This is a genomic window from Mesorhizobium sp. M0833 (assembly GCF_040319905.1).
In the GTDB taxonomy this organism is placed as follows: domain Bacteria; phylum Pseudomonadota; class Alphaproteobacteria; order Rhizobiales; family Rhizobiaceae; genus Mesorhizobium.
Genome location: NZ_JAMYOQ010000021.1, coordinates 70,175 through 82,256 on the forward strand (window position 1 = coordinate 70,175; position 12,082 = coordinate 82,256).

Sequence of the window (12,082 nt, forward strand, 5' to 3'; positions counted from 1 at the left end):
CTCGCCTTCAATCAGCGGTCAGAGGACCAGGTCGATCAGTGCGGGCGTCGATCAGACGGCTTAATGCGGTTGCCGTCACGCGGCCGGAACGGCTGCCGCCTCGAATCTGCTCCGAAGCCCGGATTCGGTCTCCGCTGCCGGCATTATGAGCGTCCGACGCCCATCCGCCACGCCATCCACGATGACATGGCCGATGCCGCGCGAGCACGGCTCGATGCGCGCGTTGAGATGATAAATGTCCCGCAGCAGATGTGAGGTGATGATGTCCCGCGTTGGCCCGCATGCGACCAGCCGGCCGTCCGCGATGACCATTGTCTGATCGCTGAAGCGCAGGGCCTGATTGAGGTCGTGCAGGGCGATCAGCACGACCATGCCTCGCGCCCTGGCAAGTTCCCGCATGAGACCGAGCACTTCCACCTGCCGCGACAGATCGAGTGCTGATGTCGGTTCGTCCATCAGCAGGACCTCCGGCTCGCGCACCAGCGTCTGTGCCAGGCTGGCGAGTTGCCGCTGGCCGCCGGAAAGCTCGCCAATGTTGCGGAAAGCGATGTCGGCGATGCCGAGCGCCGCAAGGGTCTCGTCGATGCGAGCCAGATCATCGTCGCCCACGGACCAGCCCATACCCTGCTTGCGGGCGAGCAACACTGACTCATAGACGGTGAGCACCGCGTTGGCGGACGTTTCCTGTGGCATGTAGCAGATGCCGCTCGTCGCGCGAATGGCCCCCTCGACATGCATTGCTCCCGGTCCTTGCAGGAGGCCGGCGATGCGCCTGAAGAGCGTCGACTTCCCGGCGGCATTCGGACCGATCACAGCCACAATGTCTCCGCCCTCGAACACTGGCGTCGTCACATCCCGAAGCCGGAGGCTCGTCCCGTAGCGCGCGCCGAGCGCCTCAAGCCGGATCGTCACCATGAGCGCCTCGTGCTGGACAGGATGAGCGAGATGAAGAAGGGGATGCCGATCAGCGAGGTGACGATGCCGATCGGGAAAACCGTCCCCGGGATAAGCGACTTGCTGACGACCGAGCTGGCCGACAGGATGAGCGCGCCCGCGAGCGCCGAGGCGGGCAGGAAGAAGCGTTGGTCCTCGCCGATGACCATGCGCGCGATGTGCGGGCCCACGAGGCCGATAAAACCTATGGTGCCGACGAAGGCGACGGGAATGGCGGCGAGGAGGCTCACCAGGATGAGCGTCTCGAGCCGCAGGCGACCGACTTTGACGCCGAAGCTGGCCGCCTTGTCCTCACCGAGCCTCAACGCCGTCAGCGCCCAGACGCGCCGGGCGAAAATGGGTAAGACTGCGAGGAGAATGAATGTGGTGACCGCAAGCTTAGGCCAAGTGGCCTTGGTGAGGCTGCCCATTGTCCAGAAGACGACCGCCGCCAGCGCTTCCGCCGACGCGAAAAACTGGACGAGCGCGAGCAGCGCGTTGAAGGTGAAAACCAGCGCGATGCCGAGCAGCACGATGGTCTCCGCGCTGACGCCGCGCTTGACGCTCAGCACGTGAATGAGGAAGGCCGCCAGCATCGCCATCACGAAGGCGTTGATCGGCACTACATACTCGACTGCGGCGGGGACAAGCCTCACCCCGAAGGCAAGCGCAAGCGCGGCGCCGAAGCTCGCGGCGGCGGATATGCCGAGCGTGAAGGGGCTCGCCAGCGGGTTGTTGAGGATGGTCTGCATCTGCGCGCCGGCCACGGCTAGCGCCGCTCCTACGACAATCGCCATCAGGGCCACCGGCATGCGGATGTCCCAGAGCACCACGCGCACCTGCTGCGGCACGGTGTCGGGGAACACAAGGGCCCGCACGACCTCGCCGAGGTCGTAGCGGGCGGGACCGACCGCAAGGTCGACGCACAGGCTGAAGAGCAGGGCAGCGCCGAGGCCGACAAGGATCAACTGCCGCCGCCAGACGAGAGCGCGGTAACGCCCTCGTCCATCGGTGCTGTGGAGCGCGGTGCTGACGGCCGTCGATTCAATCGACATCGGTCAGCGAGACCCAGTGGCCGGGCCTGTATGCGATGGGCAGGAATTTCTTGTGCAACTCGCTGAAGGTCACCTCAGGATCAAGGTCGGCGAAAAGATCGGGATGCAGCCACTTCGCCATCTGCTGGATGGCCACGAACTGATAAGGACTGTTGTAGAACTGATGCCAGATGGCATGCACCGCGCCGTCCTCGACGGCCTTCACGCCGGTCAGCGCCGGCCGCTCGGTCAGCGCCTTCAGCTTGCGCACCGCCTCCGCCTCATCACGGCCGGGGCCGACGCCCACCCAGGCACCGCCCGGTACATAGGCTTCCCACGAGCCGCCGGTGACGATGATCTGATCCGGGTCGGAGGCGATGATCTGTTCGGGATTGAGTGTGCCGAAGGTGCCGGGGATGATGTCCTTGGCGATGTTGTCAGCGCCTGCCATCTCAACGAATTTGCCGAAATTGTCGTCGCCGAAGCTCATGCAGCAATCGTCCGAATAGCCGCCGGCGCGTTCGATGAAGACCTTGGGCCTTTCCGGCTTGGCCTTCTCGATTACGTCGGTAACGCGCGCGATCTCGGCGGCGCGCCAGGTGATGAATTCCTCGGCGCGCTCCTCCTTGCCGAACAGCGTGCCAAACAGGCGCATGCTGGGTTCGGTGTTGGTAAAAGGACGCTCCCGGAAATCGACATAAACCAACGGAATGCCGGCAGCGGTGAGCTTCTCGATATACTTGGCGTCTTCCGTGGCCTGCTTCGACTCGATGTTCATCACGATGACGTCGGGCTTGAGCGATATCGCCTGCTCGACGTCGAAAGTGCCGTCCTTGAAACCGCCGAATGTGGGGATATTCGCCATTCTTGGGAATTTTTCCAGATAGGCCGCGTAGTTGTCCGGATCCGCTTGGCTGAAATCCTCGCGCCAGCCAGCGATGCGCTTGAACGGATCCTCGGTGTCGAGCGCCGCGACGAGATAGACCTGCCGGCCCTCACCCAGAATTACCCTCTCGACAGGGACGTTCACCTTGACCTGGCGGCCCGTAATGTCAGTCACTGCAACCATTTCGGCCCTGGCGGTCAGCGTCATCGACAGAGCGACGATAGCGGCCGCCATCGTCGCTGCTGGGATCTTTCCGAAATTCATCGCGCCCTCTCTTGAAATGGATTAGCCAGAGGTGGCTTATAAAAGATGACTTCATTTCTCAAGAAATATCTTTTAGAGCCATTCCAGACTGGTACGACGACAAGGGGTCAGGAATGGTGGGCGAGCCCAATTATTCGCTGCGGGATGAGATACGCGACTATTGGTCGACGCGCGCTGGAACATTCGACCTTTCGGTGGGGCATGAAATCTTCTCACCGCGCGAACGCCTGGCCTGGCACAGGCTGATACTCAAGCACTTGGGGCGCGGGGATGGGCGTCGCGCGCTCGACCTCGCTTGCGGCACCGGGGTCATATCCCATCTCATGCACGACCTGGGTTATGCCGTGACCGGGCTCGATTGGTCAGAGGCCATGCTTGCCCGCGCGCGTGCAAAGGCGACGCAGAGGGAAAGCGGCATCCGGTTTCTGATCGGCGACGCCGAGCGAACCCTTGAAAACGGAGAAAGCTACGACGTCCTCGTCACCCGTCATCTCGTCTGGACGTTGGTGGATCCGCGAGCAGCATTCGCGGAATGGTTCTCGCTGCTCAAGCCTGGCGGACGGCTGCTGATCATTGATGGTGATTTCGGCAGTAAGACCTGGGTAACCTCTCTGCGACAAGTCCTGGAAAGGGCCGTTGGCCGGACAGTCGGGCCGGTCCACGAACTGGATCAGGCGATGGCGGACCGCCATCGCAGCATCCTGTCACGGTTGTACTTTTCGCATGGCACCAAAGCGGACGAGGTCTGCGCGCTTCTGGTGGAGGCTGGCTTTGAGATGCCTGTAGTCGACACCCGGCTCGGCGCAATTCATCGTGCGCAGGCACGGCACATGAGCTTCCTCAGGGCGCTGGAACGCTCGACGCAGCATCGCTACGCGATCTGCGCGACCAAGGCGGCCCGGTAGTTGGGGAATTCTAACGATTTGCACAACCATCTATCGGCGATCGTCGGCTCGCACCCCGCCATTCTGATCTGACATCCGTACCGCAGAATCCAATTGCTCGCAGCGGCCTCTAAAGACGCGACAGCACAGGGCGAAAGACCAGCGCGGAAAGAGACTTAGAAAAGAAGCTGTACGGATTGTCCCTGCGCCGAGAGCAGTTTGACGGTCTTCCGGTCAAAAGAGACGAAAGTCTCCCCGCCAAGCCACCCGCCGTCAAAAGCGATCACGCCGTCCGCGAAATCGCCGCCGGCATCGAGGACTGACAGCCCTGCCTCAACCGCCGGCCGGTTGACGACAACATTCGCGGTGTTCAGCAACGCCCGGATCGCCGCGGCAATATTTTCGCGCTCCGTCTGGTACTGCCGGGCCAGAACCCAGGCGAACTCGCACAAGGCCTGCAAGCTCACGGCCACGATGTCCGCTTTGGCCAGCAGGTCGACGGCAATGGCCGCCTGCGCCTCATCATCGGCGACATAGGCGCGCAGCAGCACATTCGTGTCGGCCGTAACCCTCATTCCTTGACGGACCCGGCCGCAGCGCCCGCTTCCGCTATCGCCTCGTTGATCTCCTCGATGCTGAGCACCCGGCCGTTCGTCTTGCCTCTGAGGAAGCCGTGGAGGTCCCGGAACGACCCCTTCGCCCGTGCAGCCCTCAATTCCGCCCGACCGTCGGGCAGCAGATCAAGCTCGATCTTCTCGCCCGGTTTGATGCCCAGATGTTGCAGCACGTCCTTGCGGAAGGTCACCTGTCCCCTTGTCGTCACTGTCAACGTTGCCACGTTAAAAATTTCCTGTTCTCGCGATAAGATAATGCAAATCTGCATTATTATCAATGCAGATGGTCGGGGGGCCAAGCTTGGCGTCCATGCGGCGACTGAATGGCATCGATACCTTTTAGAAAGCCGTCAGGCATCGTGGATTCGCGCTCGCCCCTCGTTCGACTGATTCTGATGTTGGCCGAACCGGTTGATCTGCCTGCGACGTCGGAGTTGTACAGGAGCCCTCTTTGCCGAGCAGATACTCTACGTCGCATTTATTGGCCGTAAGTTGTCAGTCCGCTACGTCAAGTTCGAGCCGGAGATTAATAAGAAGAACGGGCCCATCGCCGCATAGGCGTCTGCCTGCGTGGGTCTGGACTGACTCGCTCATGCGCAATATGAATTATGAATGGAGATGAGGCCTGCCGTGGCGCCGCGTCGCTAAGGCAGGTGGCGCTCGTTCAATGCTGCTGCGCCGGGCGGGTTGACCTTCTGGTCTAACGCCGCCCGCAGAAGTGTCGATATCAGGGGATCTGGTCATGACCGACAACAAGCCAGACGTTACCAAGGATTGGCAAGCGACGCAGGGCCAGAAGTCCTCCGCCACGCGTCTTCGCCTTTTCGCCGCGCTCTCGTGGATCGTCGCTATTGGCGGCGAGATCTACGGAATCATGCTGCTTCGCCAGAACAAGTTCGACCAGGCACACCTGCCGCTGGTCATCGGCCTTCTGGTCGGCATCGCGATTTTCGCAATCGCCGGCAACTTGCTGTGGAAGGCGGCCAACAGGCACGATCCGGCCCGTGCATCCGACACGGCCAGGTTCTTCTTCCAAAACCAGCTCGGCGCAATTATCACGCTGATTGCCTTCCTTCCGCTGGTTTTCTTGATCCTCACCGACAAAAACATGGATCCGCGGACCAAGAAGGTTGCCGGCGGCGTCGGCGCTGCTCTGGCCGTGCTCGCGACGGTCATGGGGATCAGTTTCAAACCCCCGTCGGTCGAGCAGTACACCCAGGATATGAACGCATGCGCGGCCCAGATCAAGTCGGGGCAGCCCACCACCGCCTGTTCGCCCGATGTCGCCGCTCAGGCGCAGGCGATCGCGACGGACACCGCCGCGGTGACGGCGGCGACGCGGGACGCGAGCCACCCCGCCGGTCAGGATGTCGTCTACTGGATCGCGCCGGAAGCCGGAGCCGCGAAGTCCGCCGAGCCGCATGTTTTCCACCTCTGCGCAGGCGTGAGTCCGCTGAAGGGCAAGACCGTGAATAGTGGCTCCGTGACGGAGGCCTACGCGCAGAACGCCGTCCGCATCACGAAACAGATCGATATGGAACAGAAGCAGTGCGGGTTCACCCCCACAACCAGCACCAACTGAACCTGCCTGCGCTCGATCGCGTCTATCGGGGCCACAGCGCCAGCCCGGAGAACAATGATGCATAGATGGACGGTGTGTATACCCGTAGAGGGTTAAAGGCCCCTACGATCGGCTTTAGAGGAGACTACGTCGATGACGAACGTGCGCGCCCTTGTCCTCGAACGCCAACACGAACTCAAGCTGCGAGACATCGATCTGCCACAGACCGTGGGCCCGGGCGAAGTTCGCATCAAAATCCACACTGTCGGCATCTGCGGCTCCGACGTGCACTACTACACGCATGGCCGCATCGGCCCGTTCGTGGTCGAAGCGCCGATGGTCTTGGGCCATGAAGCCGCCGGCACCGTCGTCGAAACGGGGGAAGGTGTCGAGCATCTGAAGGTCGGCGACCGCGTCTGCATGGAGCCGGGTATCCCCGATCCCAATTCGCGGGCGAGCCGGCTCGGTCTCTACAACGTCGATCCAGCGGTCAGGTTCTGGGCAACGCCGCCAATCCACGGCGTGCTGACGCCCTATGTCGTCCACCCCGCCAACTACACTTTCAAACTGCCCGACAATGTCAGCTTCGCCGAGGGCGCCATGGTGGAGCCCTTCGCTGTCGGAATGCAGGCGGCGGCCAAAGCGAAGATTGCGCCGGGTGACACCGCGGTGGTGATTGGCGCCGGGCCAATCGGCACGATGGTGGCGATCGCCGCGCTGGCCGGCGGCTGCGCCCGCGCCATCGTCGCCGATCTCGCCCAACCCAAGCTCGACATTGCCGGCGGCTACCAGGGTGTGATCCCGGTCAACATCCGCGACAAGAGCCTGCCCGCGGAGGTCAAGCGCCTGACCGACGGCTGGGGCGCCGACGTGGTGTTTGAATGCTCGGGCTCGTCCAAGGCATGGGAGACCCTGCTCGATCTGCCGCGGCCCGGTGGTACCGTGGTGGTGGTCGGCCTGCCGGTCGCGCCGGTGGCGTTCGACATCGCTACGGCCTCTACCAAGGAAATCCGCATCGAGACGGTATTCCGCTATGCCCACCAATATGACCGAGCGATCGCACTGATGGGATCGGGCCGCGTCGATCTCAAACCATTGATTTCGGCGACCTTCCCCTTCGAAGACTCCATCACCGCCTTCGACCGCGCAGTCGAAGCCCGGCCGGCGGACGTAAAGCTTCAGATCCAATTGCCGGATTAAGGGGACGCTGTTTTCTACAGAGCGGCTGGTTCGCCAACCCATATGTCTCGTATCATCTCGTATGGTCCGGCGAACCCAAGGATAAAACCCAGAAACGACTTCGTCGCACCTTGCGCTCCTCTAGTCCCCGGGGGCAGGAGTTCGAATCTGTTCGGGCGGGCCACCTTCTCGGCCACCATCCTCCGGTCCATCGCCGCGCAGTCATTTGGTGCCGATGCCAATATTGACGGGGTTTCTGAGAATGGCTGAAGCGTCATCGCCGGCCCGTTCACGCACCATGCAATCGAGCGTCTGGCGAATGACCACGCGCTCGCCTTCGCTCAACGCGAGGCTGCCAAGCACGTCCTCGACAATCGGATTGCTCCAAACGATCCAATCCCATAGCTCAGCACCTGACTTGAACGCCGTGCTCTCGGTGATCGTCTCGACACTGAGGTCCTTCAGCCCGGCCTTCGCCAGTTCGCGGGCAAGCCGCTCTGGATCGGTGAGCTGGAACGGCAGCGGCGTCGGGTCCATGGGCGGACCATTGAAGTCCGGGCGGACCGACTGAATGGCCCCGACCAGGAATGCGAGAAAATCGATCCGATGCGGGTCGCCATAGGTGGTCACGAGTACCCGGCCACCCGGTTTGACGACCCGCGTCATCTCCCGAATGCCCTTCGGCATGTCGGGAAAGAGCATGACCCCAAACTGAGACCCCGCCATGTCAAAGCTGTCGTCGTCAAAGGCAAGCGCATGCCCGTCCATCACGCGGGTGTCGATTTCCAGGCTTTCGCGGCTGGCGCGCTCTCGCAGCAGGCGGAGCATGACGGGCGACTGGTCGACGGCGACTACCTCGGCACCGATCCGAGCTGCCGGGATACTGAGCGCGCCGCTGCCGGATGCAATGTCTAGAAGGCGCATGCCGGCGCGGAGCCCTGCCCTGACCAGACTCTCATTGCCAAGCCACATCTGTGTTTCGGTATTCGTCCGATCGTAACCCGCGGCAATTCGGTCCCAAGCCTCACGTGTGTCGGGCAGCGCCTGAGGAGCCGCGGATCCGGCTGCGGTAAGAGCAGCCCGCAGCACCTTTACAAATTCGGCAGGCTGCTCGATCGGCGGATCATCGGCGGCGCCGTCGATAATGTGGAGCGGCCACCCAAATCGGACGCTCGCCGCTTCCGCTACAGGCAATGGGGTGGCAAGATCGTGCCGCCCCCAGATCAGGAAGGTCGGGATTCTGATGCGCGCCAGTTCCTCTGATGGGATTGCGGGAAATCCGAACTGCTCCATCAGACCTTGCTGGGTCGGCTTCAACTCCGGCGCCTGCGCGCGATCGAGATTGTAGGCTCGCAGCCGCTCCCAGTTCTCGCCCATATGATCACGCAGCGCGTCGAGGTCGAAGGCGCATTGCTGCCAGAGGCGGTCATGGCTTTCCGGACTTGGCTCCGTGATGAACGCGGCGAGGGCCGCACCGAATTCAGGCGCCGGCTGAAACGGCGCAAGGCCGAGCGCGTCCGACAGCACCAAGCAGCGGAGCTGGTTACCGTGCTTGGCGGCAAAGCGAGCAGCAATTGCGGCGCCGAGAATTTGACCGACAAGAATGGGCGGCGTTGGGCAGGTGCGTTCGATGAGTTGGCCAAGCCACGCGAGAACACGATCGGGATGAATCGGTCCCTCGAGGGTCCCCGACGTGCCGTGGCCCGGCAGATCGGGTGCGATTACGTGATGCGTTCTCACAAGCTCCGGAAGAATTCTCAGCCACTTTGCTGCATGTTCTCCTGGGCCATGCAACAGCACGATCGGTGATCCCGCGCCCCCTTCCAGTAGCACGGTCGAGATGCCGGCCAATTCGAGCCGCCGTTCGGCGATCGATAGCCCGGTGAGCAGGCGCTTGCGCGCAGCTTCTCCGGATATGCGGTTCGAATCAATCGCCGCCGGGGTGGCGGTGTAACCTTCAACGTGAGTCATCATGGCCTCCCTAATGTTGATAGGACGATTTCGTCTTGCGCGTGCCGCCCGGCCTCTTGGGTTGCTCACGCGCCAGAGCTTGAGCTGCGAGCGCTTGACACGCTGATCTCGGTTCGCGCGAGCCCCAATCCGAACCACAACGTCCAAAGGGCCATCACGAAAGACGACGCAACCCAGACGAGGCTGCCCAGCCAGATGCCGAACCACATGCCCAACGCCCAGCCGGCAAAGGCGGCAAGCCCGGCCACAACTCCGACCAGTGACGCCCAGGTCGGCGTTATCTGTTGCCGGCTCAGCGCCTCATTGCCGGCGATCACGACAACCGCCAGACATAGGAACATGAATCCGTTGGCCTTGCCTTCGGCGAACGCCCACCAGGCCGAGAAGCGCGCCATATCGTTGGCGGCGGCGGCATCGGCGACGGTGGTGGCCTCGGCCACGGCGGTGGTCATTGTCCAGAGGGCGCCGACCGGCACCACCGCCCAGGCGGATAGGGTCCACCAGTGTTCGGTCAGGCGAGAGCCCGCGGTCAGCACGATCAGGCTCGCGACGACGAACAGCGACAGTGCTGCCGCGGCGGCCCAATGCACGACCACCCACAGGGTGACGTTGTTGGCGATGATGTGCATTTGAAGGGCGAGGTCGGGATGAATCGGCCCGTGACCGACCAGGACGAAACCTAAGAGTACAGAAGCAATTGCAAGCCAGGCGCCCGCGACCCGCATCCCGGTATCGGTACGTGACATCGCTTCCTCCTTTCATTGTGGCCGGATGTTTTGCAGCGCGATCACCGAGTCCGTCCTGCAGTCTGCAGGCGAGTTGCGCCGAGGCGGCGCGCATCCATAGCCGACAGGTGCAAGCTTAGGCCGGAAGGGAAGGCGGCGCTTCGGGCGATCCACCCAATCGGCGCCGACTATGCATGGGTGATTCCACCCATGCCGGGCACGCTCAGACTAGGCGGTGCTCGTAGGCCCAAGCGGTGGCGGCGGTGCGAGTGGGGACGTCGAGCTTGTTGAAGATGTTGCTTGCGTGCCTGTCTACTGTCTTTCCGCTCAAATGCAGTTCGTTGGCGATTTCCTTGTTGGTTTTGCCAGAAGCGATCAGGCGGAGGACTTGCAACTCGCGGGCAGAGAGACTGATGGATTCCTCCGACCGCATGTCAAGCAGGGCATCGATGCGAGAAACGTCGGGCGTGGCACCAAGCTGCTGAAATACCGTCCGTGCTGCCTGCAGCTCCAGTGTCGCGCCGTCTTCGTCACCGAGGGCGCGGTATGCCAGGCCCATGATGACGCGTACGCGCGCTGCTTCGTATGGTGCGTCGACTTGCTGCCACTCCTCTATTGCCCGGCGCAGACAAATCGCCGCGGCCTGCGCTTCGCCTTCTGCCAGTTCCACCGCTCCCCGCGCGTGGGCGGCAAGGGCGCGCAACGGTTCGGTTCCGTAGCTTTCTGCAACCTCCGACAGTTCGTGGCAGGCACGGCGTGCTTCCTCGATGTCGTCAGCCGCCAGCATGATCTCGACGTGAGCTGGCAACAGCCGAATGCGCTTCACTTGGTCGGTCGTCCCGGCCATGACGCGCCGGATTGCGGCCACAGCTGCATCGATGTGCCTTTCGGCCAACCGCAACAGGGCAAGGCCCGGCTGCGGTTCGAAGCCACATTGGCTTGCACTCCGATATGCCCGTTCGGCCGCTTCAAAGTCTCCACGGAGGCGGTGTACTTCCGCCAACTGGTACCAAGCCCCAGCCGTATCTTTTCGATTATTTGACTGCGTCAAACGCTCCACGGCATGCTGCGCTTCGTCGATTGCATCCTGCCATGCGCCGCTGAGCCGCTTGATTTCAGCGCGATGCATCAGGCAGGTGCCGCTAAAACTGATCAGCTGGGGCTGTTCCGAGCACCATCGCCCCAGAGCGGAAGTCCATTCGCGTGCGCGACCCAGAGCATGGACTTGCTGACACGCTTCGATCACGCTGCAGTAGATCAAGCCGGTAAAAAGCGGCGACAATTCGCCGGCCGTGACCGAAACCATCGCCTCATCGAGAAGCGCGAAAGCTTCTGTGGTCCGCCGCTGACGTAACAGAACACGGCCCTGCAGGTGCCGCGCACAGGCAACGAGATCCGCGTCCGCAAAGCGCTCGCCAATCTCGACTGCGGCGCTGGCCGCAGCGTAGGATGCCTCAAGGTTGCCGGCAGCAAGATGCTGTTCGACGCGGGGCAGCATCAGATAACCCTGTTCGACGCAATCATTTGGCTCGCGTTCGAGCAGTCGATGGGCCCGTTCAAACCAGCCGGTCGCCGGAGCCATCTCCCCACGAAAGACAAGACGCAGGCCCAGCCAGAAGGCGCAGCGGGCGGCGCGATGATATTCGTCAGCATCGAGATATGCATGATGGGTTCGCTCCAGGGCCCGCAGGTACTCCTCGTCGCGCCCGGTCAAATAGGCCGACATCGCCAGCCGTTCGAGATCATCGACGGCAAGCGGAGCCGTCTCATCGGCGTGCGAGAGGAACCTATAGGCGTCGCCCCACGCCCTTTCTTCGTAAGTCTCACGACCGAGGGCGAGCTGATCCGTCTCTTCCAAGGAGCCGCTGTTGCATTGCTGTCGATCTGAGCTGCCCATCCAGTTGGCTCCGCAGACGAACAGAAATCCTAGCCATCAATGGCTACTTTCCGAGACGGAGTATAGCATGATCGAGCACGAATGACCGGAATGCACTTATGCGCTCTGAATGAGAGCGTTCCGGACGACAGCAA

Annotated in this window: 11 protein-coding genes; 3 read left to right on the top strand and 8 right to left on the bottom strand. The window is 62.4% G+C overall.

The genetic code is table 11. From position 1 onward, the window contains the following. Nucleotides 1-75: 75 nt before the first annotated feature. Genes NKH98_RS22600 through NKH98_RS22610 form a run of 3 tightly spaced genes read right to left on the bottom strand, consistent with a single transcriptional unit; the run spans nucleotide 76 to nucleotide 3,087 of the window. The gene (locus NKH98_RS22600; protein WP_352803813.1) at nucleotides 76-915 is read right to left on the bottom strand and encodes an ABC transporter ATP-binding protein; all 840 of its coding nucleotides are present in this window, start codon (nucleotides 913-915) and stop codon (nucleotides 76-78) included. Next, on the bottom strand, nucleotides 909-1,988 hold the full coding sequence (locus NKH98_RS22605) for a FecCD family ABC transporter permease (RefSeq protein ID WP_352803810.1): 1,080 nt from the start codon (nucleotides 1,986-1,988) through the stop codon (nucleotides 909-911). The genes NKH98_RS22600 and NKH98_RS22605 overlap by 7 nt, the downstream gene beginning before the upstream one ends. Beyond that, entirely contained in the window at nucleotides 1,978-3,087 is a 1,110-nt protein-coding gene (locus NKH98_RS22610; protein WP_502894299.1) for an ABC transporter substrate-binding protein, read from the bottom strand. The genes NKH98_RS22605 and NKH98_RS22610 overlap by 11 nt, the downstream gene beginning before the upstream one ends. 143 nt (nucleotides 3,088-3,230) lie before the next feature. On the opposite strand from NKH98_RS22610, the gene NKH98_RS22615 reads away from it, so the two are divergent. Then, complete coding sequence (locus NKH98_RS22615; RefSeq protein WP_352901807.1) at nucleotides 3,231-4,022, top strand: class I SAM-dependent methyltransferase; 792 nt, start codon at nucleotides 3,231-3,233, stop codon at nucleotides 4,020-4,022. A 155-nt stretch (nucleotides 4,023-4,177) separates the two neighbouring features. Here NKH98_RS22615 and NKH98_RS22620 read toward each other — a convergent pair whose 3' ends face one another. Then, the gene (locus tag NKH98_RS22620) at nucleotides 4,178-4,576 is read right to left on the bottom strand and encodes a type II toxin-antitoxin system VapC family toxin (protein ID WP_352901810.1); all 399 of its coding nucleotides are present in this window, start codon (nucleotides 4,574-4,576) and stop codon (nucleotides 4,178-4,180) included. Then, entirely contained in the window at nucleotides 4,573-4,839 is a 267-nt protein-coding gene (locus NKH98_RS22625) for an AbrB/MazE/SpoVT family DNA-binding domain-containing protein (RefSeq protein WP_352901812.1), read from the bottom strand. The genes NKH98_RS22620 and NKH98_RS22625 overlap by 4 nt, the downstream gene beginning before the upstream one ends. Nucleotides 4,840-5,357: 518 nt before the next feature. Here NKH98_RS22625 and NKH98_RS22630 point away from each other — a divergent pair. Both NKH98_RS22630 and NKH98_RS22635 read left to right on the top strand, forming a co-directional pair. Next, nucleotides 5,358-6,197: a hypothetical protein gene (locus NKH98_RS22630; protein WP_352901814.1), complete on the top strand. Its 840-nt coding sequence runs from the start codon at nucleotides 5,358-5,360 to the stop codon at nucleotides 6,195-6,197. 132 nt (nucleotides 6,198-6,329) lie between these two features. Further along, complete coding sequence (locus NKH98_RS22635) at nucleotides 6,330-7,376, top strand: NAD(P)-dependent alcohol dehydrogenase (RefSeq protein ID WP_352901817.1); 1,047 nt, start codon at nucleotides 6,330-6,332, stop codon at nucleotides 7,374-7,376. A gap of 201 nt (nucleotides 7,377-7,577) precedes the next feature. Here the strand turns inward: NKH98_RS22635 and NKH98_RS22640 are convergent, their stop codons facing one another. The 3 genes from NKH98_RS22640 to NKH98_RS22650 form a co-directional block, all read right to left on the bottom strand. After that, complete coding sequence (locus tag NKH98_RS22640) at nucleotides 7,578-9,464, bottom strand: alpha/beta fold hydrolase (protein WP_352901864.1); 1,887 nt, start codon at nucleotides 9,462-9,464, stop codon at nucleotides 7,578-7,580. Then, on the bottom strand, nucleotides 9,392-10,072 hold the full coding sequence (locus tag NKH98_RS22645; RefSeq protein ID WP_352901820.1) for a hypothetical protein: 681 nt from the start codon (nucleotides 10,070-10,072) through the stop codon (nucleotides 9,392-9,394). The genes NKH98_RS22640 and NKH98_RS22645 overlap by 73 nt, the downstream gene beginning before the upstream one ends. Before the next feature lie 202 nt (nucleotides 10,073-10,274). After that, nucleotides 10,275-11,948 carry a LuxR C-terminal-related transcriptional regulator gene (locus NKH98_RS22650; RefSeq protein WP_352901823.1) on the bottom strand — a complete coding sequence of 558 codons (1,674 nt, stop codon included), beginning with the start codon at nucleotides 11,946-11,948 and terminating at the stop codon, nucleotides 10,275-10,277. Between the last annotated feature and the right edge of the window lie 134 nt (nucleotides 11,949-12,082).

What these genes read in the sequence shown, in the direction of transcription:
- NKH98_RS22600 (WP_352803813.1), bottom strand. Translation starts at nt 915, where the DNA reads ATGGTGACGATCCGGCTTGAGGCGCTCGGCGCGCGCTACGGGACGAGC.
- NKH98_RS22615 (WP_352901807.1), top strand. Translation starts at nt 3,231, where the DNA reads ATGGTGGGCGAGCCCAATTATTCGCTGCGGGATGAGATACGCGACTAT.
- NKH98_RS22635 (WP_352901817.1), top strand. Translation starts at nt 6,330, where the DNA reads ATGACGAACGTGCGCGCCCTTGTCCTCGAACGCCAACACGAACTCAAG.
- NKH98_RS22620 (WP_352901810.1), bottom strand. Translation starts at nt 4,576, where the DNA reads ATGAGGGTTACGGCCGACACGAATGTGCTGCTGCGCGCCTATGTCGCC.
- NKH98_RS22645 (WP_352901820.1), bottom strand. Translation starts at nt 10,072, where the DNA reads ATGTCACGTACCGATACCGGGATGCGGGTCGCGGGCGCCTGGCTTGCA.
- NKH98_RS22630 (WP_352901814.1), top strand. Translation starts at nt 5,358, where the DNA reads ATGACCGACAACAAGCCAGACGTTACCAAGGATTGGCAAGCGACGCAG.
- NKH98_RS22650 (WP_352901823.1), bottom strand. Translation starts at nt 11,948, where the DNA reads ATGGGCAGCTCAGATCGACAGCAATGCAACAGCGGCTCCTTGGAAGAG.
- NKH98_RS22605 (WP_352803810.1), bottom strand. Translation starts at nt 1,988, where the DNA reads ATGTCGATTGAATCGACGGCCGTCAGCACCGCGCTCCACAGCACCGAT.
- NKH98_RS22610 (WP_502894299.1), bottom strand. Translation starts at nt 3,087, where the DNA reads ATGGCGGCCGCTATCGTCGCTCTGTCGATGACGCTGACCGCCAGGGCC.